At 60.1% G+C, this 26,595-nt stretch carries 26 protein-coding genes; 15 read left to right on the top strand and 11 right to left on the bottom strand.

Annotation, left to right across the window (positions count from 1 at the left end; all coding sequences use genetic code 11):
• Positions 1 to 280 precede the first annotated feature (280 nt).
• Positions 281 to 1,603, top strand: coding sequence for a cell division protein PerM (locus ACX80D_RS13820; RefSeq protein ID WP_459323417.1), 1,323 nt, complete (start codon positions 281 to 283; stop codon positions 1,601 to 1,603).
• A 34-nt stretch (positions 1,604 to 1,637) separates the two neighbouring features.
• A complete protein-coding gene (gene purN, locus ACX80D_RS13815; protein WP_459323416.1) occupies positions 1,638 to 2,201 on the top strand; it encodes a phosphoribosylglycinamide formyltransferase in 564 nt (187 codons plus the stop codon).
• A gap of 27 nt (positions 2,202 to 2,228) precedes the next feature.
• Here the strand turns inward: purN and ACX80D_RS13810 are convergent, their stop codons facing one another.
• The 7 genes from ACX80D_RS13810 to ACX80D_RS13780 form a co-directional block, all read right to left on the bottom strand.
• A complete protein-coding gene (locus ACX80D_RS13810; protein ID WP_459323414.1) occupies positions 2,229 to 2,852 on the bottom strand; it encodes a DedA family protein in 624 nt (207 codons plus the stop codon).
• Positions 2,853 to 2,979: 127 nt separating this feature from the next.
• The gene (locus tag ACX80D_RS13805) at positions 2,980 to 3,282 is read right to left on the bottom strand and encodes a hypothetical protein (protein ID WP_459323412.1); all 303 of its coding nucleotides are present in this window, start codon (positions 3,280 to 3,282) and stop codon (positions 2,980 to 2,982) included.
• Positions 3,283 to 3,479: 197 nt separating this feature from the next.
• The gene (locus tag ACX80D_RS13800) at positions 3,480 to 4,361 is read right to left on the bottom strand and encodes a hypothetical protein (RefSeq protein ID WP_459323411.1); all 882 of its coding nucleotides are present in this window, start codon (positions 4,359 to 4,361) and stop codon (positions 3,480 to 3,482) included.
• 228 nt (positions 4,362 to 4,589) lie between these two features.
• Positions 4,590 to 5,942 (bottom strand): MFS transporter, encoded by a 1,353-nt coding sequence (locus ACX80D_RS13795; RefSeq protein WP_459323409.1) that lies wholly within the window; start codon positions 5,940 to 5,942, stop codon positions 4,590 to 4,592.
• Positions 5,943 to 5,990: 48 nt separating this feature from the next.
• Entirely contained in the window at positions 5,991 to 7,091 is a 1,101-nt protein-coding gene (locus ACX80D_RS13790) for a serine hydrolase domain-containing protein (protein WP_459323407.1), read from the bottom strand.
• 36 nt (positions 7,092 to 7,127) lie between these two features.
• Entirely contained in the window at positions 7,128 to 8,075 is a 948-nt protein-coding gene (murQ, locus tag ACX80D_RS13785) for an N-acetylmuramic acid 6-phosphate etherase (protein ID WP_459323405.1), read from the bottom strand.
• Positions 8,076 to 8,150: 75 nt separating this feature from the next.
• On the bottom strand, positions 8,151 to 9,773 hold the full coding sequence (locus ACX80D_RS13780; protein WP_459323403.1) for a glycoside hydrolase family 3 protein: 1,623 nt from the start codon (positions 9,771 to 9,773) through the stop codon (positions 8,151 to 8,153).
• Positions 9,774 to 9,850: 77 nt separating this feature from the next.
• Here ACX80D_RS13780 and purH point away from each other — a divergent pair, with 77 nt between their 5' ends.
• The 6 genes from purH to ACX80D_RS13750 all read left to right on the top strand — a co-directional run bounded on the left by purH (position 9,851) and on the right by ACX80D_RS13750 (position 13,076).
• On the top strand, positions 9,851 to 11,518 hold the full coding sequence (gene purH / locus ACX80D_RS13775) for a bifunctional phosphoribosylaminoimidazolecarboxamide formyltransferase/IMP cyclohydrolase (protein ID WP_459323401.1): 1,668 nt from the start codon (positions 9,851 to 9,853) through the stop codon (positions 11,516 to 11,518).
• Complete coding sequence (locus ACX80D_RS13770) at positions 11,496 to 11,633, top strand: hypothetical protein (RefSeq protein WP_459323400.1); 138 nt, start codon at positions 11,496 to 11,498, stop codon at positions 11,631 to 11,633. Before purH ends, ACX80D_RS13770 begins: the two co-directional genes overlap by 23 nt.
• Positions 11,634 to 11,896: 263 nt before the next feature.
• The gene (relB, locus tag ACX80D_RS13765; protein ID WP_459323398.1) at positions 11,897 to 12,124 is read left to right on the top strand and encodes a type II toxin-antitoxin system RelB family antitoxin; all 228 of its coding nucleotides are present in this window, start codon (positions 11,897 to 11,899) and stop codon (positions 12,122 to 12,124) included.
• Positions 12,108 to 12,371, top strand: a complete 264-nt coding sequence (locus ACX80D_RS13760; protein WP_459323396.1) for a type II toxin-antitoxin system RelE family toxin — start codon at positions 12,108 to 12,110, stop codon at positions 12,369 to 12,371. Before relB ends, ACX80D_RS13760 begins: the two co-directional genes overlap by 17 nt.
• A 154-nt stretch (positions 12,372 to 12,525) precedes the next feature.
• Positions 12,526 to 12,699, top strand: a complete 174-nt coding sequence (locus ACX80D_RS13755; RefSeq protein ID WP_459323394.1) for a hypothetical protein — start codon at positions 12,526 to 12,528, stop codon at positions 12,697 to 12,699.
• Between the two features lie 8 nt (positions 12,700 to 12,707).
• Positions 12,708 to 13,076 carry a hypothetical protein gene (locus tag ACX80D_RS13750; RefSeq protein WP_459323392.1) on the top strand — a complete coding sequence of 123 codons (369 nt, stop codon included), beginning with the start codon at positions 12,708 to 12,710 and terminating at the stop codon, positions 13,074 to 13,076.
• 132 nt (positions 13,077 to 13,208) lie between these two features.
• Here ACX80D_RS13750 and ACX80D_RS13745 read toward each other — a convergent pair whose 3' ends face one another.
• The gene (locus tag ACX80D_RS13745) at positions 13,209 to 13,712 is read right to left on the bottom strand and encodes a ferritin (protein WP_459323390.1); all 504 of its coding nucleotides are present in this window, start codon (positions 13,710 to 13,712) and stop codon (positions 13,209 to 13,211) included.
• Between the two features lie 196 nt (positions 13,713 to 13,908).
• Between ACX80D_RS13745 and ACX80D_RS13740 the strand changes: the two genes are divergently transcribed.
• From ACX80D_RS13740 to ACX80D_RS13715, 6 genes are all read left to right on the top strand, one after another.
• Positions 13,909 to 16,131, top strand: a complete 2,223-nt coding sequence (locus tag ACX80D_RS13740) for an NADP-dependent isocitrate dehydrogenase (protein ID WP_459323389.1) — start codon at positions 13,909 to 13,911, stop codon at positions 16,129 to 16,131.
• Between the two features lie 491 nt (positions 16,132 to 16,622).
• The gene (locus tag ACX80D_RS13735) at positions 16,623 to 17,861 is read left to right on the top strand and encodes a branched-chain amino acid ABC transporter substrate-binding protein (protein ID WP_459323387.1); all 1,239 of its coding nucleotides are present in this window, start codon (positions 16,623 to 16,625) and stop codon (positions 17,859 to 17,861) included.
• A gap of 138 nt (positions 17,862 to 17,999) precedes the next feature.
• The gene (locus ACX80D_RS13730) at positions 18,000 to 19,007 is read left to right on the top strand and encodes a branched-chain amino acid ABC transporter permease (RefSeq protein WP_459323385.1); all 1,008 of its coding nucleotides are present in this window, start codon (positions 18,000 to 18,002) and stop codon (positions 19,005 to 19,007) included.
• The gene (locus tag ACX80D_RS13725; protein WP_459323383.1) at positions 19,004 to 20,272 is read left to right on the top strand and encodes a branched-chain amino acid ABC transporter permease; all 1,269 of its coding nucleotides are present in this window, start codon (positions 19,004 to 19,006) and stop codon (positions 20,270 to 20,272) included. The genes ACX80D_RS13730 and ACX80D_RS13725 overlap by 4 nt, the downstream gene beginning before the upstream one ends.
• Positions 20,269 to 21,162, top strand: coding sequence for an ABC transporter ATP-binding protein (locus tag ACX80D_RS13720; RefSeq protein WP_459323381.1), 894 nt, complete (start codon positions 20,269 to 20,271; stop codon positions 21,160 to 21,162). Before ACX80D_RS13725 ends, ACX80D_RS13720 begins: the two co-directional genes overlap by 4 nt.
• The gene (locus tag ACX80D_RS13715) at positions 21,149 to 21,862 is read left to right on the top strand and encodes an ABC transporter ATP-binding protein (protein WP_459323379.1); all 714 of its coding nucleotides are present in this window, start codon (positions 21,149 to 21,151) and stop codon (positions 21,860 to 21,862) included. Before ACX80D_RS13720 ends, ACX80D_RS13715 begins: the two co-directional genes overlap by 14 nt.
• 168 nt (positions 21,863 to 22,030) lie before the next feature.
• Here ACX80D_RS13715 and ACX80D_RS13710 read toward each other — a convergent pair whose 3' ends face one another.
• Positions 22,031 to 23,158, bottom strand: coding sequence for a Gfo/Idh/MocA family protein (locus ACX80D_RS13710; protein ID WP_459323378.1), 1,128 nt, complete (start codon positions 23,156 to 23,158; stop codon positions 22,031 to 22,033).
• A 182-nt stretch (positions 23,159 to 23,340) separates the two neighbouring features.
• Here ACX80D_RS13710 and ACX80D_RS13705 point away from each other — a divergent pair, with 182 nt between their 5' ends.
• Positions 23,341 to 23,985, top strand: coding sequence for a DNA alkylation repair protein (locus tag ACX80D_RS13705; RefSeq protein WP_459323424.1), 645 nt, complete (start codon positions 23,341 to 23,343; stop codon positions 23,983 to 23,985).
• Positions 23,986 to 24,142: 157 nt separating this feature from the next.
• On the opposite strand, the gene ACX80D_RS13700 is transcribed toward ACX80D_RS13705, so the two are convergent.
• Together ACX80D_RS13700 and mmsB are read right to left on the bottom strand one after the other, a co-directional pair.
• Positions 24,143 to 25,216: a substrate-binding domain-containing protein gene (locus tag ACX80D_RS13700; RefSeq protein WP_459323376.1), complete on the bottom strand. Its 1,074-nt coding sequence runs from the start codon at positions 25,214 to 25,216 to the stop codon at positions 24,143 to 24,145.
• 81 nt (positions 25,217 to 25,297) lie between these two features.
• The gene (gene mmsB / locus ACX80D_RS13695) at positions 25,298 to 26,569 is read right to left on the bottom strand and encodes a multiple monosaccharide ABC transporter permease (protein ID WP_459323375.1); all 1,272 of its coding nucleotides are present in this window, start codon (positions 26,567 to 26,569) and stop codon (positions 25,298 to 25,300) included.
• Positions 26,570 to 26,595: the final 26 nt, after the last annotated feature.

Genomic DNA, 26,595 nt, shown 5'->3' with positions numbered 1-26,595 from the left:
TGCATCAAACGCTACCTCGCCCGAAAAGTCTTCCGCATCCTCACCGCATCAGCGAAAAATAGAACCCTTCAAAATGCGGCTTGACAGACATAGAAGAGTCGGATGAACTCACGGGAACCGTGGATTAGCGGCCAAAGCCGCTTAGGAACCCGCAAGGGCGCCGTTTAAGCCGCGGTTTCAGCTTCCGTTCCGGGTCCCGAACGGCCTCTGTAGCCCTGTGTCCAACTCAACCAGCGCCGTTGGCCAGCCCACGGCCTGCCATGTGGCACCATTGAAGACGATGAACAGCAAAGCGGACCAGCCCCAGCGCAACGGAATACCCATGCCGCTGTGGCTGCAGGGGGCTTTCGAAGCCACCCAAATGTACGTGATCTCGGCGCTCATGGTCGCTATTCCACTGGCGGCGACCTGGTTCACGGGAGGCTTTGCGCAGCAGGACGTTTCTGTCGCGGCCCGTTTAGGTGGCCATATCTGGTTGCTTGGCCACGGTGTTCCCCTGGACCTGACACAGTCCAGCGGACCCAGTTCTGCATCACTGGAAACAGGCCTGTTCAGTCTTTTGCCGCTGGGGCTGGCGCTGATTCCCTTCTTACTTTCGTGGCGTTCCGGACGCCGCCTGGCTCGCGCCTGCTACACGGACCAGTTATGGCAGCCCTTGTTCGGCGCGCTGGCGGTTTACGCCGGCGCCGGATTGGCCACCGCGTTTGTCTGTAGCTCACCCGAAGTCAGCGCTCCACTGATCGCCAGCACCTTGATCCCGCTTATCCCTGCCGGGGCGGGCCTCATCATCGGCATCCGGCTTGAGGCGGGGTCCTGGGGCAGACTTATCGGAGTCAACGCCGCAGACTGGATCTCTCGAACCAGCCAAGACCAACGATGGGCTGGATCCTATGCAGTCTCGGCCGTGCGGGCCAGTTTTGTGGCGACCATGGCTGCGCTCTCCCTCTCAGCTTTGCTGCTAACCATCACCATCATGGTGCGCTGGAACGACATCGTCGGTGTCTACCAAGCATTACGTCCCGGAGCAGTGGGAGGCGCAGCACTGACCCTGGCCCAACTAGGATTCATGCCCAACCTGACCATCTGGACCCTGGCCTGGACGGGTGGGGACGGCTTCGCTTTGGGCGTTGGTTCTACCGTTTCTCCGCTCGCCACCAGCGTGGCACCAGTGCCGCCCATTCCACTGTTGGCAGCACTGCCCGTTGGTGATTTGTCCTGGGGGTACGCCGCCCTGAGCATTCCCGTAGTCGCCGGTGTCCTCGCCGGGTGGTGGTTTTTCCGTGCCGGTGAAAACCACTTTGACGAGTGGTTCTCACTCAAAGTCCGTCAGCGCTGGATCTCCCTGCCGGTCTCCACACTTTTCCTTGGCGCGGCCATTGGTGCGGTGACAGCTTTCCTGAGCGGGATCTTGTTCTGGATCTCTCAAGGATCGCTTGGCATTGGACGGTTTACCCACGTGGGTCCGGATCCGCTGAGCGCGGCGATGTGGCTAGGAATTGAAGTGGCTGTCGGTGTCATGATCGGCGCACTAGCCGGGCCGTGGCTAGAGGGCGAACGCCCATCGATGGCACTACCCCGCCGTGGTGACGAGCACCCCGAATAGGGCATGCCCGTCCCTTGCCCCTAAAATTGAGGGCATGCGCATAGTTGTCTTAGTCTCTGGAACCGGTTCAAATCTTCAAGCCGTGATCGACGCCGTCGCCGACGGCAGCCTGCCCTTGGAAATTGCTGCGGTGGGTGCCGACAGGCCCGACACTTTTGGCATCCAGCGCTCCTCCGACGCCGGCCTTGAAACCTTCGTTGTGAACTTCAAGGACTACGCCACCCGCACCGACTGGGACGCGGCACTGCTGGAAAAGGTAGCTTCCTACAAACCCGATTACGTGATCTCCAGCGGATTCATGCGAATCGTAGCCCCCGGCTTCATCAACGCTTTCGAGGGCCGGTACGTCAACACGCACCCGGCGCTCCTGCCGGCGTTCCCCGGCGCCCACGGTGTCCGCGACGCCATGGCTTACGGGGTGAAAGTCACTGGCTGTACCGTGCACTTTGCGGACGCCGGCGTGGACACGGGTCCCATCATCGCCCAGACGCCGGTGGCCGTTCTCCCCGAGGACACCGAGGATTCCCTCCACGAGCGCATCAAGGTGGCCGAGCGTGAACTGCTCATCAAAGTTTTGGGAGACCTGGCCCGCGCCTGACCTGGTAAGTAGCTGAGTTACGCCTAACTAGCGAACGACGGCGGGTATTTCCCTCGCCTTTTTGCGGTCGAGTAACCACGTGGAGACTTTGCCAAGGAGCCATCCTAGGGCCAGTGAAAACGCGATCGCAATGATGACGGCCACTTGGGTAGAGATGCCCGGCCAGAATTGAGTGAGAATACCAATACCCACCGAGTACAGCGACCAAATCCCAGCCGAAACCAACGAGAAAACGGTAAATGCTCGCAGCGGGTAGCCAGCTATCGTGGCGGCAATGTTGGAGGAGAGCCGGCCCAGCGGAATGAACCGTGAGGTGAGCATGAATATAAACGGCCGTTGGCGCAGTCTGCGGGTGGCCGCGTCCACGGCTCGTTGCCGCCGGGGACCCCGGTTCGAACCCCAGCGTGTGTGGCCCAGTAACCTGGTGCCCCAATAAGTGAGCAAATCTCCGGCCACGGCACCTGCCATCATGGCGAGAACCAGCGGCACCGCAGCGGGTCCGCCGTCGAGCCCGGCAATGGCACCCAGGGCGACGAAGACCGTGGTGCTGGGGATGGGCGGGATGATGGCTGAGGCCATGACGAAGCCACCGCCCAGCAAATAGATCCAGAAGCTGTGCAGAAAACCGGTGGTATCGGATGCGAGATCCATGAGTTCTTTCGGTGGGGGGAAGCGGCGCGAGCGGAAGCCAAGTATCCCAGTCTACGGCGCGTGGGTCTATAGCGCGTGTGGAGTGATGCCCAGCACCCGCCCGGCCCCAGCCAAAGAACCCCAAGGACTACTTTTTGGGGCGGCCAAACGCCAAAGAGGCCACAGCAGTTGCGGCCGTGACGGTGTAGACGGCCGGCCAAGAACCCATCTTCTTTGCCAACGGGTGTGAACCGCCAAAGGCCGCTACATAGGTGAGGGTCAGGGCAATAGCGGTTGTGGTCCCGGCGTTTTTGCGCCAACCCATGAATGCTGCGGCACCCGCGGCTGCCAGCACGGCGCCGCCCAGCTGCCGGTTCTTGGTGGCACGTGCCGTTTGGTAACCGCCAAGCAGTCCGGCAGTAGCGAAGGCGGTGGGAAGCAGGGCGTTCATGGATAGTCCTCCAGGTTGAATGAAATGGTCGGCAATAGACTACCTGCCGAAGGTGGATGAACCCTGAGGGCTGAACGCTGTTGCAGTGATGCGCCGGTCCCAGGGTGGCGGGGCTCACGCCACCGTCTGAATTCGAGTTGACACTTAATGTTGATGTTTTGCGCCAACATCAACATTAAGTGTCACATCGAAGTTGACTAGGGTGAACGCCAGCCTTTTGCCTTCAAAGCTGCCGCAATTTTGCGGACAGCTGCAGGGTCCTCGCCGCGCAGATCGGCACTTGCGATCCGGATTTCTTCCCAACCTAGACTCCTAGTGGTTTCCAGCCGCTGAATGTCATGCTGATATTGACGTGGATCATTGTGGTGGCCACCGTCGTACTGAAGGCTAATTCGATACTTACGGTAGGCGCCGTCGGGCCAGAGCACCGCCCTGCCAAACTCGTCGCGTACCAACTCGTTAATTTCAGGTTCGGGAAGCCCTGCCTCAACCAATGCGAGCCGCATGAAAGTCTCCGGAGGCGAGTCCACGCCGACACGGATGAGTTCCAACGCAGCACGGGCTTTGCGCAGGCCACGTATACCGGGGTGGTGCGCGATCACCTCCGCCAGATCATCAACGGTGCACTTCGGTTCGCGGGGGGCTGGGAATTCGGCTCCGTGGCTGCAAACTAAGTAATCACCGGCCGCGATTAGGTCTTTCAAGGACAGGCTTGAGGCTAGATCAAGCCACGTCCGAGCCCGGCTTGTGAGACGGACACCGTTCTTGTTCCAGACCTCTCCGCGGTAGAGAGTTAGGCGGTGTCCCAACACATTTGCGCGCCGGGGGGCTCTCAATGGAACTGGGTTCGCTATGTGGATCTGTGCGTCATTTTGTTCTCGAACCGGTAGGGGGATTCCCCACACTCGCGCGGCAGTGCCATGACTCAGTACGCTTCGAGGATTAATCTCCGTATATGCTGCCAAGGCTGCCGTGCCTTGGGTAACGACCGCGATGGGCCGTCGAATACCACGGGAGACGTGGATCAAATCGCCTGCCCGGGTGCGTTGACGGGTAATTCCGGCAGCGTCTGAGCTCATGACCGTGAACGACCTCAGGAGGAGGTGAGATGGAAGCTCAATTCGACGCATACCCAATTGTTTCCCGGAAAATTGACCGTTTTCGGGTTATCCACAGGCGAATCGATGCCGCCTGAATTCGAGTTGCCATTAGATGTTGATGTTAACGAAAAACATCAACATCTAATGGCAACTCGAATTCGGGGGCGGGCGTGAGGGGCAGGCGACGACGGCTGTGCCACCGGCGGCCTAATCCAGCGCCGCGCCCTTGGTCTCGGGTGCCGAGATCGCCATCCAGATCACGGCCAGCAGCACTAGCCCACCGGTCAGCGCGAACGTCAGCGGCAGTCCTAGCACCGGCCACAGGATGGAGCCGAAGATCAACGGCACCAATCCGGCGCCCACGCGCGAGATGGTGGAGGCCCACCCGAAGCCCGTGGCCCGCAGATGCGTGGGGTACAGCTCAGACACGTATGTATAGAGGACCGGGATGGCCACTTGAACCACAAAGCCAAACACCAGCAACCAGATTTGTGAGGCCACCGGAGCGTCCAGTACCAGGGCGAAGATCACCAGTGAAAGCGCAGCCAACGGTCCAGTGATGGCTAGGATCCATTTTCGCCCTACCCGCTCCACGAGCAGGGCAGCGGCAATGACGCCGAGTAAACCAATGCCGGTCATGGCCGCCGTCGCCATGAAGGCCTTGTTTTCGGCGTAACCGGTGGATACCAGAATGGACGGCATCCAGGTCAGCGCTCCGTAATACACCAACAAGATGGTCAGAAACAGCGACCACGCAACGCCGGTGATGCGCCAGTTGAAACGCCACAGACCCGCCAGCTGGTCGGTGACCTTGCCCAACGAGAGCTTTGGTGCAGTGGCCGGATCAGGTAGCACCCAGTCTCCAACATCGGCCCCGGTCCGTTTGATCAAAGAATCAATCACGGCTTTAGCCTCGGCTGGCCGGCCTGCCCGCACCAGATACAGCGGGGACTCCGGAACACCCACCCGGACCCAAAAAACCAGCAGCGCAGGCAAAACCATGACCAGCATCAAAAAGCGCCAGTCACCAAACCATGCCATGAGCAGCGCAGAGACCACGCCGCATAGCGAGGCGCCGATGGGCCACCATGCGTCCATGGCCGTCAGGACCCGGCCGCGGTGTTTGCGCGGCGTGAACTCGCCTACCAGCGCGTAATCCACCGGGATACAGCCGCCCAGACCAAAACCAGCCATGAACCGGAACACGCAAAACAGTACGATCTCGTTTGAGAAAGCTCCCAGCACAGTGAACAGCGAGAAGATGAGCAACGTCAGCGTGAAGGCTTTTTTGCGCCCAATAATGTCCGCAATAGACCCCCACGCAAAGGCGCCCACGGCCATGCCGATCAGGTTCGCAGTACCAATCCACGCAGCCTGCCCAGGCGATAGTCCCCATTCCTTGGACAGCAGCGGAATCAGAAAACCATTGAGCGTCACATCCCAGGCGTCGAACATGAAGCCGAGCCCGCCAATAAGGAAAATGCTGCCCTGCACTCGCCATTTCCAGGGCAACTCTTGGACAACCCGGTCGCCGGTCAAGGCTATTTGTGGGGCACTCACAGCGCCCTCCTTTTCACTCGGCACAGCTTCTGATGCGGCACAGCTTCGCTAGGCAAAAGAATAGACGACGTCGGACACAGACTTACGCAGGCCCGTCGCGTCATCCCCGTCCCGGCTGGGGTGCACGCGGTTAGACACTAGCGCAATCGCTACGTTTTTGTTCTTGTCCACCAACAATGAGGTGCCGGTAAATCCGCCGTGCCCGCGGGCTTGCGAGCCTAGGGCGCCCATCCACCGCTGCTGGTTGATGCGCAGCCCCAGTCCCTGGCCAAAACCGGGCTCGACGGGGTTGAAGTGAGAGCCCAACATGTCAGGTAACTGGTCTCGCCACATCTCTGCCGCAAGGGCGGGGGAGAGGATCCCCGGCAAGCCCGCGAGTACAGCGGCGCCAAAAACTCGCAGCCCGTCGGCGGTGGCGAACATCCCGGCGTTGCCGCTGAGACCACCCAACGACCACGCGGCCTCGTCATGGACAATCCCTTGCACCACCCCACGGCCCAGACCCGGCGCGAATTCGGTAGGGGCACACTGCTCAAGGCGGGGACTTCCCGTGATGTCATGCGTGGCCAGTCGTTCCAACACCCAGTACTGCACCAGTTCCGCCCACGGCGTGCCAGTGACGTGCTCGGCCAGAGCCATAACCGTGTTGAATCCCGCGCAAGAATACTCAAAGTGAGTCCCCGGGGCGGCGTCCAAATCCAGTGTCAGCAGATCGGCGACCAACTCTGTGCGTTGGAAGTCGCGCCCCTGCGACAAGCTCTCCTGCCAGCCTCTCCACTCCGACGGCAGCCCAGACGTGTGCGTGAGCAGATGCCGTAGCGTCACAGCGGACTTCTCCCCGCGGGAGTAAGAACGCAAGTGCCGCCCAAGAGGTGCATCCAGTGCAAGTACCCCGCTGTCCACCAGCGCCAACGCCGTGACGGTGGTGAAGAGTTTCGTGATCGAGGCAAGATCAAAGAAGGTATCCGGCCCGGCCGTTCCAGCCGTGAGGACAGGCAGGTCACTGCCGCCAAGCACGACGGCGCAGCTCACGGCAGGTGCAATACCGTCAGTGAGCGCCTCATCCAGCAGGCGCTGAAGAGCATCGCGCAACTGTGTCCGTGAGGAGAGCGTAGGAGCCAGCGTGGAAGAAAGGTGAGGGGAGCTCATGAGGGGAGATCCGTCGTCGTACTAGTGGGTGTCATGTTATTCGGTGCTGGCGTCAATGGCCACCGGGAGGAAGCCAGCTTTCTCGGCGAGCAGGGTGGCTGCCTGGTCGGCGGGAAGGCCGGTCATGATGGCGAGGATGGCAGTCTTGACGTGCCCGCCGGCTGCGGTGAGAGCAGTGGTGGCGGAGGCGGCGTCGCAGCCGGTGACGCGCATGAGGGTGCGTTCGCTGCGTGCGTGGAGTTTGGCGTTGGTGGCGCGCAGATCGACCATGACGTTTTTGTAGGTTTTGCCGAGGCGGACCATGGTGATGGTGCTGATCATGTTCAAGACCAGCTTTTGGCAGGTGCCGGATTTGAGGCGGGTGGAGCCGGAGAGGAATTCGGGGCCCACCTCGATCTCCAGTGCGGTGTCAGCTGCGGCGCCAAGGAGTGAGTTCGTGTTGCAGGAGAAGCCAACGGTGTAGGCGCCCTGTGAGCGGGCGGCCTTAATGGCGGCGATCACGTAGGGGGTGCGGCCGGAAGCGGCCATGCCTACCACGGAATCGTTGGCGCTCAGAGTGAGAGCGGCCATGTCTGCGGCACCGGCTTCCTCGCTGTCCTCGGCGTTTTCTACCGCTTGGTTCACGGCTGCTTGGCCGCCGGCGATCACGCCGACCACTAGGGACGGGTCGGTTCCAAAAGTGGGTGGGCATTCGCTGGCGTCCAAGATGCCCATGCGACCTGGAGTTCCGGCACCCACATAGATGAGGCGGCCGCCGCGTTGCATGCGGGCTGCGATCTGATCGATGATGGCGGCGATGGTTTCTTGGGCGCGTTCAATCGCGGCAGGGACCAGCGTGTCCTCGCTATTCATCCCGGCAACGAGCTCCTGCGTGGATAGGGCCGCGAGATCCGGATACTTTGGGTTGGCGGCCTCGGTGACGAGCGTGCCAATCTCGGCGCGGACGGAGTCGATGGTGGTTTCAGAGTTCTTGGGGGTGTTCATGGGATTCCTTCTGGACGCAGGTGGGGCGTGCATGTGGGGCGTGCATGTGGGGCGTTGGGCCGGGTCGGGACCTTGCTAGCTGGATTCCAGCACGCGGACCACGGCCTGGGCGGTGACGCGGCTGAATCCGTGAGCGTGAATGGTGGGGAAACGGGTGGGCGTGGATCCTGGTACCAGACCAGCGTTGATGCACACCGCCTGGGGTGCGGTGGCAAGGATCAGCTCAAGGGTTTCCAGCTGATCAGCCGAAGCCAACGAGTCAACTAAAACCAGCACCGCGCTGCTGCCAGCAGGGTTGGCCTGGGCCTGCATCAGGGCCACCTCAAGCTCGGCGCTGGAGAGCTCTGAGGCCTGCAGCTCCTCCACACCGTAGTTGTTCAACGCACGAGTCAAATAGTTTTCGGTGGGGCCGGCTGCCATATTATGACCGGTGCGAGCATCCACCAAGGTGACGGACCCAGCACCGGTGAGCACAGGCTTTTTGCCCGGCGTGTCAACGCGGCAGGCGCGCGCCGCAACCGAAACCCAATCGACGTCGTCGGACGCTTCAGTGACCTCCAAAGCTTCGGTAACTTCCTCCGCAGTCCACCGCGCCAGCGCCTGCACCCGAGCTGCGGCGCGGCGCAACGTCTCCACCGGCAGCCGGCCGGAGATGGCGGCAGCGAAGAGAGCATCGTACACCTCGGTATAGCAGGACTCGTCATCGCGGCCCGTGGTGTACGCGTTCAGTGGATTGCCCACGCAGAGCAGATCGTTGCCGGCCAAGAGCGCCAGCACACCGCCCTCGCCGGGGCCGACCGTTGCGCGCACGGCAGCCATGTCCAGCGCGTCGGTGATGAGCACGCCGTCGTAACCCATGGTGCGCAGCAGCGCGCTCGCAGCCGGGTTGAGGGTGGCGGGCGCCTCGCCGAGTTCGGGGATGATGATGTGCGCGCTCATCATGGCGGCCACCCCGGCGTCCACGGCTGCCTGAAACGGAGGGAGATGGAACTGGCGCATCTGCGCCATGGTCAGATCCACGCGGGCGGTGTCCATGTGGGAATCGGCAACGGTATCGCCGTGACCGGGGAAGTGCTTGGCGCAGGCGGCCACGCGCAGACTCTGGATGCCGGCGACCGCAGCTGCGGTGTGGGCGCTGACCAGCGCGGTGTCGGCGCCGAAAGCCCGCACCCCGATCACCGGGTTGAGCGGATTGGTGTTGACGTCGGCCACCGGGGCGATGGTCAAGTTGATCCCGGCACCGCGGCACAGCTGGCCAATGGCGCGGCCGGCGGCCTCGGTAGTGTCCAACTCATTCAAAGCACCCAGCGCTGCGGCACCGGGAATGGTGGAGCCGTCGCGAGACTGCAAACGCGTGACGTTGCCGCCTTCTTCATCGACCCCAATGACGGCGCTGGGGTTGGCGGCGCGGATGGCTGCGGAGAGCGCAGAGACCTGCTCCGGCGCGTCCGGGTCAATGTTGTGAGAGAAATAGACGACGCCGGCCAGCCCGTTCTCGAGGGCCGCTTCCAGCCACTGTGGCACAGTTGTGCCAAAAAAACCGGGAAGGATGACCGAATTGATCAGGCGGGGGAGATCTGCGGGAAGGGTTGCCTCTTTAGCTGGCGTCGCCGGATCCTCCGCGTAAGGTTCACGCGAAACTGCGGGGGAGCCGCTTTGGGCAGCGAAGGGCGCGTGGCGTAGATCACGGGATGTCATAAGGGAGATCATACCGGCGCTCTCGTGGCATAAACTTATGAGCGTCGCCACCATCAAGCCACCCTTGGAGATTTTCTGTGACCAGCGTTCCCGTTAACCGCGTTCCCCTTCGCCGAGCTTTGATCTCGGTCTACGACAAGACCGGTTTGGAGGAGTTGGCCACGGGCCTGCACGCCGCCGGTGTTGCCATTGTTTCCACCGGGTCTACCGCCGCCAAGATCGCCGCAGCGGGCATCCCGGTAACCGAAGTATCTGAGGTGACTGGTTTTCAGGAGTGCCTCGACGGCCGCGTGAAGACACTGCACCCGCTGATCCACGCAGGCATCCTGGCTGACCGCCGCCTGCCGGACCACGTGCACCAGCTCGAAGAAATGCACGTTGAGCCCTTCGATCTCGTAGTGGTGAACCTGTACCCGTTCGTTGACACCGTCAATTCCGGCGCCAGCCAGGACGCTGTTGTTGAACAGATCGATATTGGCGGCCCCTCCATGGTCCGCGCCGCAGCCAAGAACCACCCGTCCGTAGCGGTTGTTGTTGACCCGGCCAAGTACGGCTCCGTCATTGCCGCCGCTACCGAAGGCGGCTTCACACTCGGCGCCCGCCAGCGCTTGGCCGCCGCAGCTTTCGCTCACACCGCCTCGTACGACAACGCCGTGGCAGCCTGGACCGCATCCCAGTTCCGTGACGAAGACGGCGACGGAGTTATCGACTGGCCCGCCTACGCCGGCTACTCGCTGGAACGCTCCGAGGTGCTCCGTTACGGAGAGAACCCCCACCAGCAGGCAGCGCTGTATGTGGACAAGGGTGCGCCGTCGGGCATTGCCCAGGCAGATCAGCTCCACGGCAAGGCCATGAGCTACAACAACTTTGTTGACGCCGACGCCGCCCTGCGCGCAGCCTTCGATTTCGATGAGCCGGCCGTCGCCGTCATCAAGCACGCCAACCCGTGCGGCGTGGCCGTGGCCTCCCCGGATGCCGTGGACGCCATCGCCGACGCGCACGCCAAGGCTCACGCCTGCGATCCGCTCTCCGCCTTTGGTGGCGTCATTGCCGCGAACCGCACCGTCACCGCGGCCATGGCCCGCACAGTTGCCGGCATCTTCACCGAGGTGGTCATCGCCCCGGACTTTGAGCCCGAAGCAGTGGAGATCCTCTCCGCGAAGAAGAACATCCGCTTGCTCGCCCTGCCCGAGGGGTACGGCCGCTACCCGGCCGAGGTTCGCCAGGTTTCCGGCGGCATGCTGGTCCAGATGAGCGACAAGGTTGACGCCGACGGCGACGACACCGCCAACTGGACCCTCGCCGCCGGCGCGCCCGCCGACGCCGCCACTCTGGCGGATCTGAAGTTCGCCTGGACCGCTGTCCGCGCCGCCAAGTCCAACGCCATTCTGCTCGCCAACAACGGTGCCGCAGTGGGCATTGGCATGGGCCAGGTCAACCGCGTTGACTCCTGCAAGCTGGCTGTTGAGCGCGCTAACACGCTCGGCGTCACGGTGGAATCCGATGTTGACGCAGCCGGCGGCGCCTCAGGCACCACCGGTACCTCCGCACAGCGCTCCATCGGCGCCGTGGCTTCCTCGGATGCGTTCTTCCCGTTCGCCGACGGTCTGCAGATCCTGCTCGACGCCGGTGTTCGCGCCGTGGTCCAGCCGGGCGGTTCCGTGCGCGACGCCGAAGTAGTTGAGGCGGCAAACGCAGCCGGCATCACCATGTACTTCACCGGTGCGCGCCACTTCTTCCACTAATATGCGCGATGGGCTGCTGGGGGAGCCCGGCGTGCTCGCCAGGCTGTTCATCGGCGTGGCGATGCTAGCTTTTCTGGCCCTGTTGGTGGGCATCGTGATAGCGATGCGCCGCTAGTTTTTCCCCTGAAGTACGACGGCGGGAGGTCACCTTTTGTGAAAAGGTGACCTCCCGCCGTCGTTGGCTGTTGTTGGCTGTTGTTGGCTGTTGTTGGCTGTTGTGGGCTGTTGTGGGCTGTTGTGGGCTGTTGTGGGCTGTTGTGGGCTGTTGTGGGCTGTTGTGGGCTGTTGTTGGCCATGAGTGGCTGCGAGCTCCCCTCGACGGTGCGAGGGAACCAGCGTAGTCTTGTGAATACACGTATTCACGAAAGGAAACGGCTCATGCCAACCACGGTTCGGCTTCCACCAGAAACTGAAGACCGTCTTGACCGGCTCGCGGCGGCTACAGGACGCCCCAAATCGTTCTACCTGCGAGAGCTCATCACCTCCGGGCTGGATCGTCTCGAATGGGAATATGCGGTTGCCCAGAGGGCCACCGATCTTCGCGCTGGTAAACGTGACACGCTCTCCAGCGCTGAGGTAAGGCAAGAACTTGGCCTGGACGATTGAATATGACCGAGACGCTCTCAAAAGCCTAAAGAAACTAGACCGTCCTATTGCCGCCAAGATCGTCAATTATCTCGATGACGTTGCCGCATCGGATGATCCTCGCGTCCTGGGCAAGGGGCTGACTGGGAATCTTGCTGGTCTGTGGCGGTACAGGATCGGTGACTACAGGGTCATCTGTGATCTCCGCGATAACGAACTCATTATCGTAGCTGTGGATCTGGGCCACAGATCAGGGGTCTACTTTTAGCCCGGCTTCATGCTGCTTTGGCGAAGGTGCCCTCCCGCCGTCGTCCGTTTGGACCATGTTCTACGACTCGCGCCACAGCTTGAAATTCTCCTGCTGAGGCGGTGCCATACTCGAAGAAGAAGCAAAACTATTCAACTTTTTTGGGGTGAAGAATATGACTGATGCGCTGGGTATGACCATCGTGATCGGGGCGTTCGTGCTGATTCTGGTGGCCCTTGTGGTCTTGCTGATCGTGGGCCGTTTCCGCTCCGCAAAGCCTGAAGCGCTGCCGCAAGAACACGTGCCGCACCCCGGCGGCCAGGCCATCCCGCCCACCGGATCGCGCTAGGGGTTGCCGTGGAGGACTTCGAAGAAATTACCGTCACCACATCCAACGGCATGGGGAATTGGCTAGAGAACATGCTTTTCTCTGACACGTTCTTCACTATCTTCTTTGTTGTTGTCTCACTTCTGGTGGTTGCGGGCATTGTGACCACCGTTGTCATGCTGATCCGCGGGAAGAACCGCCGCTACATCCTCATGAGCGTTGATGACGACGGGACCATGCGCCCGGTCTCAACGAAGAATTCCGGTGGGGTGGGCGGGCCGGGCATGCATGCAGGCGATGCAGCCATGCACGCTCACAACGAAGCCCACCAACAGGCCCTGAACCAACAAGTCATAAACCAGCAAAACATTACTCAGCAGGGGCTCAACAACCCATAAAGTTCATAGCCCCAAAAAACGCTCCCGCATATCTGGGGGAGTTAAACGAAACGCTCGCTCATCTAATGAGCGAGCGTTTCGTTTAGCCTCTGGAGCTGAGGCAGAGCTGAGGGGGAGTGTGGCTGGTGAGAGTTACTCGCCGGAGGCGTCGCGGGCGCCGAGCTCGGCATCCAAACGCAACAGACCGTTGCCATCGGCGCCGATCAGCTTCACACGGCCAATAATCTCGCCGACGGAAGCTTCTTCCTCCAACTGCTCCTGGACGAACCAGTTGAGCAGGGGGATGGAGTCAATATCGCCCTCGGCCATGGCCAAGCGGTAAAGGTTACGAATGGACTCGGAAACCTTCTGCTCGTGGGCCAAGGAAGCCTCGAAGGCTTCCAAGACCGAGTTAATGATGACGTTCGGGGCCGTGATGGTGCCAATCTTGGGTGCAGCGTTCCGGTCAGTCATGTGGCTGGTGAATTTCTGTGCGTGCACCAACTCCTCGGCCGACTGGGCCAAGAACCAGCCCGAGATCCCGGGCAAGTCAAGGACTTCCATTTCGATGGCCAGCTGGCGGTAAACCACTGAAGCCTGGATTTCGAGGGTGATTTGGTTGTTGATGGCGTCTGCGAGTTTTCCTTTGAGTTCCATGACTTCTACGCTACGGCGAAACCCTCTCCCTCGCACAGTAAGCAAGGCTAAGTTCACTTCCAGCGTGAGTTGCTCTGTACGTCACCAAACGGCCCGATAGCGGCCAAAACCGCTCTCTCGGGTAAGTTAGAAGGGAAAGAAGATCACCAGATTCATAAGTAATCCACTGAATTTTCGCAGGAAAGAGGCTTCACCCATGGCCAAAATTATTTACACCCTCACAGACGAAGCGCCCATGTTGGCCACGTACTCACTGCTGCCGATTGTTGAGGCCTTCGCCTCCACCGCTGGCGTAGACGTAGAAACCCGTGACATCTCCTTGTCCGGTCGCATCATTTCCGTTTTCGGCGAATACCTCAATGAAGAGCAGCGCGTTTTGGACGCACTGGCCGAATTGGGTGCCCTGGCCAAGAGCCCGGATGCCAACATCATCAAGCTGCCGAACATCAGCGCCTCCATCCCGCAGCTCAAGGCAGCCATTGCCGAACTGCAGGGCCAGGGCTTCGCGCTTCCGGACTACCCGGACGATCCCTCCACCGACGAGGAAAAAGACGTTCGCGCGCGCTACGACAAGATCAAGGGCAGTGCCGTGAACCCGGTCCTGCGCGAAGGCAACTCAGATCGCCGCGCACCCTTGTCCGTCAAGAACTACGCCAAGGCCAACCCGCACAGCATGGGCGCCTGGTCCGCTGACTCCAAGACCAACGTTGCCACCATGGACGACGGCGACTTCCGCCACAACGAGAAGTCCGTTGTCATCGAAGCCGATGACAAGCTGAAGATCCAGTTCGTTGCAGCAGACGGCACCACCACGGTCCTCAAGGAATCCGTGCCGGTGCTGGCCAACGAAATCGTTGACGGCACCGTGATGCGCGCAGCAGCACTTGATGAGTTCCTTGCCGCACAGGTTGCTCGCGCCAAGGACGAGGGCATCTTGCTCTCGGCACACCTGAAGGCCACCATGATGAAGGTTTCAGACCCCATCATTTTCGGTCACGTGGTCAAGGCTTACTTCCCGGAACTGTTTGCCAACTACGGCGACGCACTGGCAGCTGCCGGTTTGAGCCCAGCCAACGGCTTGGCCTCCATCATCAACGGCTTGGGCGAACTGCCCAAGGACGTACGTGCTGGCGTTGAAGCAGCCATCAAGAGCGGCTACGAGAACGGCCCGGCCCTGGCCATGGTTGATTCTGACAAGGGCATCACCAACCTCCACGTCCCCTCCGACGTCATTGTTGATGCTTCCATGCCCGCCATGATCCGCACCTCCGGTCACATGTGGGGTGCTGACGGTGGCGAGCATGACACGCTCGCCGTTCTGCCTGACAGCAGCTACGCCGGTGTCTACCAGGCTACGATCGATGACTGCCGTGCACACGGTGCCTTCGATCCCACCACCATGGGTACCGTTCCCAACGTAGGTCTTATGGCTCAGGCAGCCGAAGAGTACGGCAGCCACGACAAGACCTTCGAGCTCAGCGAAACCGGTACCGTGCAGATCGTCAATGCTGCCGGCACCGTGTTGATCCAGCACGACGTTGAAGCTGGCGACATCTGGCGCGCCTGCCAGGTCAAGGACATCCCCGTTCAGGACTGGGTCAAGCTGGCCGTCACCCGTGCCCGCGCATCCGCCACCCCGGCCGTGTTCTGGCTCGATGAGACTCGCGCCCACGATGCCAACCTCATCGTCAAGGTCAACGAGTACCTCAAGGACCACGACACTGATGGCTTGGACATTCAGATCTTGTCACCGGAGAAGGCAACCGCCTTCACCCTTGAGCGCATCCGTCGCGGTGAAGACACCATCTCCGTCACCGGTAACGTCCTCCGTGATTACTTGACTGACCTGTTCCCGATCCTGGAACTGGGTACCAGTGCCAAGATGCTCTCCATCGTTCCGTTGATTGCAGGCGGTGGCCTCTTCGAGACCGGCGCCGGTGGATCCGCTCCTAAGCACGTGCAGCAGCTCGTGAAGGAAAACCACCTGCGTTGGGACTCATTGGGTGAGTTCCTTGCCCTGGCCGTCAGCTTCGAGCACCTCGCTGTTACTGAGGGCAATGCCCGCGCGCAGATCTTGGCCGATACCTTGGACCGCGCCACCGGAACGTTCCTGTTGCAGGACAAGTCCCCGAAGCGCAAGGTAGGCGAACTCGACAACCGTGGTAGCCACTTCCACCTTGCCAAGTTCTGGGCTCAGGAACTGGCAGCTCAAACTGTGGATGCCGAACTGGCAGCAGCCTTCGCCGCCGTGGCAGAAGAACTGACCAGCAACGAGGACGCAATCGTTGCTGAACTCGCACAGGTCCAGGGCTCTGCCGTTGATCTGGGCGGCTACTACCGCCCCGACGAAGCCAAGGTTGCAGCGATCATGCGCCCGTCGGCTTTGCTGAACAAGACCCTGGCAGCGCTGACCGTATAGTCTGCACAGCACGCCGCAAGAACCCGTCTCCTTCGTGGAGGCGGGTTTTTTGTTGCCTGGAACGCGAACGGGGCGGTTCGAAACAGCAGCTGATGCGTACCGAGAGTTTCGAAACAGCAGCTGATGCGAGGATTTCGGCGTTTTTCTAGCGTTATCTGCGATTTGGATTCCGGGTGGCGAATCCGGGTGGCGAATCCGGGGCGAAGCCGGCCAGGAACCGGGCCAGAATTCCGGGTGCGGGAAATCCCGAAGCTGGCTCGCACGAGGTGAGGGCACATTAAGGGTGAGAATAGGAACCTTGCGCAAGACACGCCGTCGTACGTCCTAGAAGGCAAGATAAATACGCGAATTGGCATCTGTTACCAGATCTTTACGCAAAAAATGTGCTGAGTATCACATACCGCGGAGTAGGGTCGAGATCATGTGAAGCCAGTATCACCCGGAACGACGGCGTTCTGAGGGTATTGGCGCTTACTTTGGAAGGCTAATTAATGACGCGCAAGAGAGTTATGACCACGCTGGCGGCCGCCGCCACTTTTGGGATGCTACTCGCCGGCTGTGCAAACACGGCGGCTCCTGAAGGTGGAAGCAGCTCGGAGGCTGGCGGCAGCAGTAACGCCATTGATATTCCGGCGCTGACCAGCATTGAGACACCTAAGGATGCGGTCCTGCCCGCCGGCGATGGTAAGGCCACCTGTGCCGACACCACCACATTGGCCTACGTTGGTGCACAAACCGGAGCCAACGCCCAGCTCGGTATCAACATCTTCAACGGTGTGCAGCTGGCCATTAACGAGCACAACGCGGCTAACCCCGGTTGCCAGGTGCAGTTCAAGAAGTTTGACACGGAAGGTGACCCCAATAAGGCCACCGGCCCGGTCACTCAGGCCACCAAAGAAGAAGGCATTATTGGCGTTGTAGGCCTACCGTTCTCCGGCGAATCCAAGGCTACGGGCAACATCTTCGAGCAGGTCAAATTGGTGCACGTCACCCCGGCGGCCACTGGCCCGGGTTTGACCGAGAATGGCTGGACAACATTCTTCCGCGGACTGGGCAATGACGCAGTTCAGGGACCGGCAGCAGCAAAGTTCATGACTGAAAAGCTGCAGGCCAAGAAGGTCTACCTCGTCCAGGATGACTCCGAATACGGTATTGGTCTGGGCAAGACCACCGAAGAAGGACTCGGCGATGCATTGGCTGGCATTGACAAGGTCACGCAGGGACAGAAGGACTTCTCGGCCACGATCTCCAAGATCATGAACTCCAAGGCCGACGCCGTCTTCTACTCCGGCTACTACGCAGAAGGTGCACCGTTTGACCAGCAGCTGGTCAACAAGGGCTACACCGGAACGTTCATTGGCCCCGATGGTCTCAAGGATGACCAGTTCATCAAGCAGGCTGGCGATGCTTCCAAGAACGCCTACTTCACTTGCCCGTGCATCCCCGGTGAGCTGATTCCGGAATTCGCCAAGAACTACAAGGCGCTGGCCGGCATTGACCCGGGAACCTACTCCATTGAAGGCTACGACGCCGCAACCGTTCTGCTCTCCGGCATCGATGCTGGAAACCAGGACCGCGCGTCGCTGCTGGAATGGGTCAAGACCTATGACAAGGACGGATTGAGCAAGCACTACAAGTGGGATGAGAAGGGCGAGCTTCAGGCCCCCACCGTTTACGGCTACAAGGTGGTGGACGGCAAGATCGTTCCCATCGGCGCCATCGGGGAGTAATCCACATGGCCAGTAATGCTGTGGGGTTGATTTTCGCCCCACAGCATTGCTGTGCAAGCACCCACCAGCCCACCTTTCAACTTGCTTCGGCCGCCATCATGATCTGCCGGCCGCCGAGCAAGGAAATGGAAACCTCCCATGATTCCAAGCATGCTTCTGGCGGCACCGCCAACCAGCGACTGGATTACGCTGGACTTCGTCGCACTGGGACAGAACTTTTGGTCAGCAACCTTTGACGGCCTGACCTTCGGCTCCATCTATGCACTTGTGGCCCTGGGCTACACGCTTGTTTACGGCGTTTTGAACCTCATTAACTTTGCCCATTCCGAAGTCTTCATCATTGGCTGTTTCGGCGTGTGGTTCACCCTTTCGTTCTTGGGCTTTGGCCCCTCAGCTCCAAACCTCGACGTCGGAGCTATTGTCGTCAACCTTCTGCTGGCACTGATTGTGGGCATCTTAGCCGCGGCCTTGGCAGCGTTTCTGCTGGAACGGCTGGCCTATAAACCACTGCGGAAGCGTAATGCGCCCCGCCTAGTCTTCTTGATCACCGCCATCGGCGCCTCCTTCACCATTCAGTACCTGATCTTCCTGTGGCGAGGACCGGTTCCGGAGCAGGCACTGACCATGTTCCAAACAAAACCGGTATTCGAAGTGTTTGGAACATACATCTACAACGACCAGATCCTGATCGTCACCGCCGCTGTCATTTTGATGGTGATCACCGAACGTTTCATCAGCAAGTCACGCACTGGCCGCGGTATCCGCGCGGTTGCACAGGATCCTGACACCGCAACGTTGATGGGTGTGAACAAGGAAAAGATCATCATCACCACGTTCGTGATTGGCGGCGTGCTCGCAGGTGCGGCCGCGTTGTTCTACACCATGAAAATTCCCTCCGGCGTTGTCTACAACGGCGGGTTTATCCTTGGTATCAAGGCCTTCGCAGCCGCCGTTCTTGGCGGCATCGGCAACGTCCGCGGTGCCCTCCTTGGTGGATTGCTGCTGGGTCTGATTGGCAACTACGGACAGATTCTGCTGGGCAACTCGCAGTGGACCGATGTTGTGGCATTCATGGTGCTGGTACTGGTGCTGTTGTTCCGGCCTCAAGGAATTCTGGGCACCTCGCTTGGAAGGAGCAAGGCATGAGTATGTCAGATGGACAAAAGCCGTTGCAGACCGCAAGATCCGCGCAGAGCACGGCCGCTTCCGATGCCAAGGGCGTGCCCCTTGGCGCCAGCGCCGCCGTTCCCCGCCACAGTATCTTCGGTGGATGGAGCGACCGCTGGCGGGAAATGACCCGTCAGAAGCAGTGGCTGTTTCTGCTCCCCGTGGTGGTTCTCGCGTTCTTCCTCCCGGTCCTGAACATTCCATTCATCACCACAGAACCCGGCAACGACTGGCCACTAGCATGCCAGCTCATGGCCGTTTACGCCCTCGTCGCCGTGGGCCTGAATATTGTGATTGGCTACGCCGGCCTGCTCGACTTGGGCTACATAGCCTTCTTCGCGGTGGGCTCCTACACAGCGGCCATGCTGACCAGCCCGGACTCGGCATTCATCAAGATTCCGTACCTGTGGACGCTGCCGGTAGCCATTGCTATCTCGATGCTTGTGGGCGTTCTGCTGGGCCTGCCCACCCTGCGCCTGCGCGGGGACTACCTGGCTATTGTTACCTTGGGATTCGGCGAAATTGTTCGTATTCTCGCCACCATCATCCCTGCGATGAAGGGGCAGCCCGGCTTCCAGAACGTGGGTCAGCCGCCCGGCGTTGGCGAGGACGGCATCCCCCTCTTCGCCAACTCCAACGGCACCCCATGGTACTGGCTGACCTTGACCATCTTGATCGTCATGCTCTTCCTTGTAGGCAATATGGAGCGCAGCCGCGTAGGCCGTGCATGGATTGCCATCCGCGAGGATGAGGATGCCGCCGAGACCATGGGCGTGCCAACGTTCAAGTACAAGGTCTGGGCGTTCGCGCTCGGCGCCGGTGTTGGCGGTCTGGCCGGTGCCATCATGGGTGGCCAGGTTGGCTTCGTCAATAATCAGAAGTTCGACGTCGTGACGTCCATTTTGTTTGTCGCGGCAGTTGTTCTGGGCGGCTCAGGCAACAAGGTTGGCGCCATCCTAGGTGGCGCGCTTGTGGCCTATATTCCGCTCCGGTTCACAGCCATTGCGGAGTACAAGTTCCTGATCTTTGGCATTGCCCTGATCCTGATCATGATCTACCGTGCTCAGGGTCTGGTCCCTGCCAGGCAGCGACTTCTTGCTTACGGCACCAAAGCCTACGCCGACGTCCGGCGCAGAGTTGCCACACGGCGTGGCGGTCCCGGCGCCCCGACAGGCACCGGTGGTTCAGGATCAGCCTCAACCCTGCCACCATCCGAACCCAACGCTGAGGGGGCAACATCATGAGTGAGGCACTCGACCCGCAAGCCTCGGTAGACACGGCGGCACTGGCCGCTGGCGGTTTTGATCTGGAAGTTGCAGAGGCCGTTGCACCTGAGCGGGAATTCGCTGTTGAGGTGGGCGATGACCTCGTGGAGGTGAAGAACCTGACCATGAAGTTTGGTGGCCTGGTGGCCATGGACGACGTCAGTTTCACCATCAAGCGTGGCGAGATTCTAGGCCTCATTGGCCCCAACGGAGCCGGTAAGACCACCTGTTTTAATGCCATGACAGGGGTTTATAAACCCACCAGCGGACAGGTTCTGCTAGAGGGCAAGCTCCTCAATGGCATGAAGCAACACAAGATCACCCGTGCCGGTCTCGCTCGAACATTCCAGAACATTCGTCTTTTTGGTGAGATGACAGCGCTGGAAAATGTCGTCGTCGGACTTGATGCGCGGCACAAGACCAGTGTTATGGGCGCTCTGTTGCGACTGCCTCGCCACATCCGTGAGGAGAAAAGTGCCATTGAGCGTGGCATGGCGCTGCTGGAATTCGTGGGCATTGCCGACGACGCCGCGACACTGTCCAGGCACTTGTCTTATGGCAGCCAGCGCCGCCTGGAAATTGCGCGCGCGCTGGCCACCGATCCTAAAGTGTTGTGTCTGGATGAGCCGGCAGCAGGCTTCAACCCGGCGGAGAAGGAAGAGCTCATGCAGCTCATCCGCACCGTCCGGGACGATGGCTACACGGTGCTGCTGATCGAGCACGATATGAAACTCGTCATGGGCGTCACGGACAGGATCGTGGTGTTGGAATTCGGCAAAAAGATCGCCGATGGCAAGCCGCACGATATCCGAGATGATCCACGCGTAATTTCCGCCTACCTAGGGGAGCCTGAAGATGACTTTGCTTGAGCTCGATGAAGTCTCCGTCCATTACGGCCGGATCCAGGCGATCCACAACATGTCCTTCACGGTTGATGAGGGGGAGATCGTCTCTCTTATTGGTGCCAATGGTGCTGGGAAAACCACCACCATGAAGACCATCTCCGGCATCCTCAACCCCTCCTCGGGTTCCATTAAGTTCATGGGGGAGGACATCACCAAGATGAAGGCTCATATCCGGGTGGTGCAGGGAATCTCGCAAGCGCCAGAAGGTCGCGGAATTTTCCCGGCTATGACGGTGCTGGAGAACCTGGACATGGGTACTTTTGGCCGCAAGGATCGCAGCGGGGTGTCCCAAGACCTGGAACGGGTATTCACCTTGTTCCCGCGGTTGAAGGAGCGCGAGAAGCAATTCGGTGGCACCATGAGCGGTGGTGAACAGCAGATGCTGGCCATTGGCCGGGCGCTGATGTCACGGCCCAAGTTGTTACTCCTGGATGAGCCATCCATGGGATTGGCACCGCAGTTCATCCGGCAGATCTTCAAGATCATCACGGAGATCAACGGCCAGGGCACCACGGTGCTGCTCGTTGAGCAGAACGCCAACCAGGCGCTGGCGCGTGCGCACCGGGCGTTTGTGCTGGAAACCGGTGCCATCACCCACAGCGGAACGGGCAAGGAACTGCTGGCCAATCCGGCCATCAAGGAGGCCTACCTAGGCGTAGGCTAGCCCGCCCATCCCGACGCTATCGCACGTATGGTGCGTTTTTGATGGACGCTATCCCACTCGAAGCCCTGTGCTTCAGATCGAGTGGGATAGCGTCCATGTTTTTTCAGCCATTGGTGCGATAGCGATGTGGGGGCGGGGGAGGGCGTGGGGGTGAGTGGGTGCGTCGGGTTAGAGATCGGTGCGGGAATCGTTCCAGTAGCTGACGCCGATCTGACGGCGGGTCTCATCGAACAGTTCCATGATGGCCAAGGAATCGGCCAGTGGCATGGTGGTGCTCTCGGTCAGCCCGGCCTGGATGCAGCGGGTTACTTCACGCAGCTGGTAAGTGTAGCCGCGGCCCGGGGACTCAAAGGTCTCGGTGCGCTTTTCGCCGTTGGGACCGGAAATGAAGATCTCACCAGGATTGTTCAGCGAATCCACGGTTTCCAGATAACCCAAGGTTCCCGAAACAGTGGCACGGCTGGGGCCTTGCGAGCCCAGGTAGCTCATCAGCTGGGCTTGTGCGCCGTTGGGGTAGCTCAACGTCAGGGTATTTTGCGCGTCGACTCCAAAGCTTGTGAGCTCACCCGTGGCTGCCAAAGATTCCGGTTTGCCCAACGCACCCCAGGCCCACAGCAGCGGGTAAACGCTCAAGTCCAGAAGGGCTCCGCCTCCGTTATCTGGTGCCCAAATACGCAACGTTTCATCCTTGGGTGCCACGAAGCCGAGATCGGCGCGGACCCACTTCACTTCGCCAATTTCCCCCGAGGCAATGATTTCCAAAGCCCGCTGGTAACCTGGTGCAAAGCGGGCCCAAACAGCCTCCATGAGAAACAGGTTCTTGGCTCGGGCCAACTCGATCAGGACGTGGGTCTCGGCCGCGGTGATGGTCAAAGCCTTTTCGCACAGCACGTGTTTGCCATGCTCCAAAGCGGCCCTGGCAACATCAAAATGCTGCCCATGAGGGGTGGCAATGTAAACCACGTCTACCTCCGGATCGGCCAGCAACTGAAGGTAGCCAGCCGTGGCCGAGCCATCTGTGTCAGCTGCCTCAGCTGGGCCGTCGCTGGGGGAGCCATCAAAATAGTGGCTGACAAAGCCAAACTTTGCAGCGAACTCGGCCGCGCTGCTCTCGTTACGCGAGCTGACCGCCTGCAAAACAGCATCCTCTAAGAGGGTCAGGTCGGCGGTGACGGTGTTGGCAATGCTTCCGGTGGCAATGACGCCCCAGCGCAGGGGTTTTCCTGTGGCTGCGAGGGTTTCGGGGTTGAACGTGGTGTACCAGTCGGGGCGACCGACAAAACGAGGAATAGTCATTCGGATATTCTGCCAGTATCGAAGCGCTTGCGTCCGAACATGACGTCATGCGCACATATGTAGCCACCGCCGGTGTTAGCGCCGAGGTCAGCGTCGATGTCTGAGGGTGCCGATAAGCTAACGGCATCAAGAACAAACAGGAGGTTGCAGTGGCGCAAACAACAGAGACCGTGACAGCGCTCATGGCCGAACTGGCCGCGCTTCAAGACCCCAAAGCTCGGGCCATCAATGAGAAACACGGCGATGATCACGGTGTGAATCTGGGCAAATTACGCGCCATTGGCAAACGGGTAAAAGCGCAGCCCGAACTTGCCCAGGAGCTTTGGGCTACGCGTGACACCGCTGCCAGGTTGCTCTCCTTGCTGATCTGCCGACCCAAGGTGTTTACTGCCTCTGAACTGGATGCCATGCTGCGTGCCGCTACCGTCCCCAAGGTCAATGACTGGCTGATCAACTATGTAGTGAAGAAGAGCGCTCACGCCGAGCAATTGCGGTTGCTTTGGTTCGCCGATCCAGACCCTGTGGTGGCTGCCTCTGGTTGGGCGCTGACCAGCGAACGCATTCTCAAGAACCCCGCAGGCCTAGATCTGCCACGTCTGCTGGAGATCATTGAAGCCAAGATGCGTGATGCCCCGGATCGGCTGCAATGGGCCATGAACAATGTCTTGGCGCAGATTGGGATCGAGAATCCGGATTTGCGGGCCCAGGCTCTCGATATTGGGGAGCGGCTTGAGGTCCTGAAGGATTACCCCACCCCGCCGAATTGCACCTCTCCCTACGCGCCGATCTGGATCAATGAGATAGTGCGCCGTCGGGAAGCCGAGTAATGCTCATGACACCCCCGCAACCTCAGGTTCCCCTGCTGGGAGGCGCGGGGCATGTGAAAAGGCCCCGCCCGGCGTCGTTCTTCTGAGAAGAAGTTCGACGCCGGACGGGGCCTTCGCGCTAGAGCTCAAAACGGTCTAGCTCAAAAACGGGTAGTGGCTACTTGGTCAGCGGGCCAAGCACCTTGTCATTGGCGAACTGCTCTGCAGCGTTGGCCTTGGTGACGATCTGGGGAACCAGCAAGAATGCCGGAACAACCTTGACGCCATTGTTGTAGGAAGTGGGATCGTTGACCTCGGGGGTCTTACCGCCCTGGAGGTCCTTTGCCATCTGGATCGCGTGCTCGACCAGTGCGGTGGTGTCCTTGTTAATGGTGGAGTACTGCTCGCCAGCCATGATGGACTTCACGGACTCAACTTCAGCATCCTGGCCGGTCACCGTGGGGGTGGGCTTGCCGGCGGCTTTCACCGATGTCAAGACGGCGCGGGCAAGGGTGTCATTGGGGGACAAGACGCCGTCGAGCGTGGCGCTGCTGTAGTTTCCAACGAGGAGGGAATCCATACGCTTCTGGGCGTTTTCTGCCTTCCAACCCTGAGTAACAGCCTGTTCGAAGGACTTCTGGCCCGAGACGATCTTGAGAGTTCCGTCGTCGATCTTGGGCTGCAGGACCTTCATGGCGCCGTCAAAGAATACCTTGGCGTTGGCATCGTCGGGGGAACCGGCGAACAGTTCAATGTTGTACGGGCCGGTGGCCTTCTTCGCCGCCATGCCGTCCAGTAGTGCCTGGCCCTGGAGCTCCCCAACCTTGAAATTGTCGTAGGCAACGTAGTAGTCAACGTCGGCTGTGTTCAACAGCAAGCGGTCATAGGCGATGACGGTAGCACCAGCATCTTTGGCCTGCTTGAGTTGTGTGCCTAGCTGGCCGCCGTCGATGGCACCAACAATGATGACCTTGGCGCCCTTGGTCACCATGGCGCTAATTTGGTTCTGCTGCTCGGAAACGCCACCGTTGGCGAACTGAACATCAGCCTTAAAGCCCGCGGTAGCCAAGCCGTCATTGAATAGCTGTTCGGCGAGGACCCAGTTCTCGCTAGTCTTTTGCGGCAAAGCAACACCAATGAGAGAGTCAGCGGCGAAGCCAGCTGCATCACTGCCGCCCTCCGAGGCTGCAGGAGTCTCAGCGCGGCCGCAACCGGTCAGTGCTAGGGACGATACGGCCAAGATAACGGCCATCGACTTGAGTGTTTTGTTGAACTTAAACATTGTAGTTCGCTTTCTGTTGGTAGTGCATAGGTGATGAGAAGGAGAGGAAGGTTAGGGTTCGTTCTTGATGGTGCCCTTGAGGGACTGGGCCGTCTCAAGGTCGGGGTTGGTATTGTCCCCGCCAAACTTCTTCATCATGAAACCGATGAAGGAGGGTTTGCCTTGGGATTTGTTGTAGACGTCGAAGACGACGGCGGCGAGCAGGACCAGTCCCTTGATGATTTGGGTCATGTCCGAACCGACGCCCATGAGCTGTAGTCCGTTGTTCAGCACGGCCATAACCAGACCGCCGATCATGGAACCCGCCACTGTGCCAACACCGCCGGTGACGGCTGCACCACCAATGAAGACAGCTGCGATGGCATCCAATTCCCAACCAACGCCGTCGGAGGGTCCCGATGCATTTGAACGGGCAACGAAGATCATGCCGGCCAAGCCGGCCAACACGGCCATGTTGAGAATGACCAGGAAGTCCGTGCGCTTGCTCTTGACTCCGGAGAGTGCGGCTGCGTGACGGTTACCACCCACGGCGTAGACGTGGCGGCCAAGGGTGGTGCGGGAGGAGATGAAACCGTAAACCAGAACTAAGACGCCCAGGATGATTCCGGGGATGGGGAAGGACGTGCCGGGGCGGCCGGTGGCGAAGAGGTAGGTTACGTAGAGGACCACGGCGCATAACAAAACTAGCTTGATGATGGTCACCCACAGCGGCTTGACGTCAGCTCCGAGCTTTACAGACTTGCGGCGCCCGCGTAGCTCGCCCCAAATGAAGGCGGCAACAACGATGAAGCCCAAGAGCAGAGTCAGGTTGTTGTAGCCGAAGTCCGGACCGATCTCAGGCAGGTAACCGGCGCCGATGAACTGAAAGTCGGTGGGGACCGGCACGGTGAGAGACTTGCCGAAGTACTGGTTAGCGCCGCGGAAGAGGAGCATGCCAGCCAGCGTGACAATGAACGCGGGAATACCCACGTAGGCAACGAAGAATCCCTGCCAAGCTCCGATGACAGCACCCAATATCAGCCCGATGACGATGCCCATGTACCAGGGCAGACCCCAGTCACGCATGGTCAGGGCAACCACAATGCCAACAAACGCGGCGACGGATCCAACGGAGAGGTCAATATGGCCGGCGATGATGACCAGCACCATGCCAATGGCCAAGATGAGAATGTAGGAGTAACCGTTCACCAGGTTGATGACGTTGTCTGGGGTAAGGATCACGCCTCCGGTCTTCCACTGGAAGAAAAGTACCAAGGCGACAAGGGCGAAGATCATCCCGAATTGGCGGCTGTTGCCGCCGAAGAGTTGTTTTATGGCGTTCATGGTGGGGGTCCTATTTCTTCCCTGTG

This window comes from Arthrobacter sp. Sr24 (assembly GCF_054511175.1).
This window is presented reverse-complemented; position numbering and strand designations above follow the sequence as displayed.

What these genes read in the sequence shown, in the direction of transcription:
- relB (WP_459323398.1), top strand. Translation starts at nt 11,897, where the DNA reads ATGCCAACCACGGTTCGGCTTCCACCAGAAACTGAAGACCGTCTTGAC.
- ACX80D_RS13725 (WP_459323383.1), top strand. Translation starts at nt 19,004, where the DNA reads ATGAGTATGTCAGATGGACAAAAGCCGTTGCAGACCGCAAGATCCGCG.
- ACX80D_RS13755 (WP_459323394.1), top strand. Translation starts at nt 12,526, where the DNA reads ATGACTGATGCGCTGGGTATGACCATCGTGATCGGGGCGTTCGTGCTG.
- ACX80D_RS13800 (WP_459323411.1), bottom strand. Translation starts at nt 4,361, where the DNA reads ATGAGCTCAGACGCTGCCGGAATTACCCGTCAACGCACCCGGGCAGGC.
- ACX80D_RS13700 (WP_459323376.1), bottom strand. Translation starts at nt 25,216, where the DNA reads ATGGCCGTTATCTTGGCCGTATCGTCCCTAGCACTGACCGGTTGCGGC.
- ACX80D_RS13705 (WP_459323424.1), top strand. Translation starts at nt 23,341, where the DNA reads ATGGCCGAACTGGCCGCGCTTCAAGACCCCAAAGCTCGGGCCATCAAT.
- ACX80D_RS13805 (WP_459323412.1), bottom strand. Translation starts at nt 3,282, where the DNA reads ATGAACGCCCTGCTTCCCACCGCCTTCGCTACTGCCGGACTGCTTGGC.
- ACX80D_RS13810 (WP_459323414.1), bottom strand. Translation starts at nt 2,852, where the DNA reads ATGGATCTCGCATCCGATACCACCGGTTTTCTGCACAGCTTCTGGATC.
- murQ (WP_459323405.1), bottom strand. Translation starts at nt 8,075, where the DNA reads ATGAACACCCCCAAGAACTCTGAAACCACCATCGACTCCGTCCGCGCC.
- purN (WP_459323416.1), top strand. Translation starts at nt 1,638, where the DNA reads ATGCGCATAGTTGTCTTAGTCTCTGGAACCGGTTCAAATCTTCAAGCC.
- ACX80D_RS13790 (WP_459323407.1), bottom strand. Translation starts at nt 7,091, where the DNA reads ATGAGCTCCCCTCACCTTTCTTCCACGCTGGCTCCTACGCTCTCCTCA.
- ACX80D_RS13820 (WP_459323417.1), top strand. Translation starts at nt 281, where the DNA reads ATGAACAGCAAAGCGGACCAGCCCCAGCGCAACGGAATACCCATGCCG.
- ACX80D_RS13715 (WP_459323379.1), top strand. Translation starts at nt 21,149, where the DNA reads ATGACTTTGCTTGAGCTCGATGAAGTCTCCGTCCATTACGGCCGGATC.
- ACX80D_RS13740 (WP_459323389.1), top strand. Translation starts at nt 13,909, where the DNA reads ATGGCCAAAATTATTTACACCCTCACAGACGAAGCGCCCATGTTGGCC.
- ACX80D_RS13730 (WP_459323385.1), top strand. Translation starts at nt 18,000, where the DNA reads ATGATTCCAAGCATGCTTCTGGCGGCACCGCCAACCAGCGACTGGATT.
- mmsB (WP_459323375.1), bottom strand. Translation starts at nt 26,569, where the DNA reads ATGAACGCCATAAAACAACTCTTCGGCGGCAACAGCCGCCAATTCGGG.
- ACX80D_RS13710 (WP_459323378.1), bottom strand. Translation starts at nt 23,158, where the DNA reads ATGACTATTCCTCGTTTTGTCGGTCGCCCCGACTGGTACACCACGTTC.
- ACX80D_RS13780 (WP_459323403.1), bottom strand. Translation starts at nt 9,773, where the DNA reads ATGACATCCCGTGATCTACGCCACGCGCCCTTCGCTGCCCAAAGCGGC.
- ACX80D_RS13720 (WP_459323381.1), top strand. Translation starts at nt 20,269, where the DNA reads ATGAGTGAGGCACTCGACCCGCAAGCCTCGGTAGACACGGCGGCACTG.
- ACX80D_RS13745 (WP_459323390.1), bottom strand. Translation starts at nt 13,712, where the DNA reads ATGGAACTCAAAGGAAAACTCGCAGACGCCATCAACAACCAAATCACC.
- ACX80D_RS13735 (WP_459323387.1), top strand. Translation starts at nt 16,623, where the DNA reads ATGACGCGCAAGAGAGTTATGACCACGCTGGCGGCCGCCGCCACTTTT.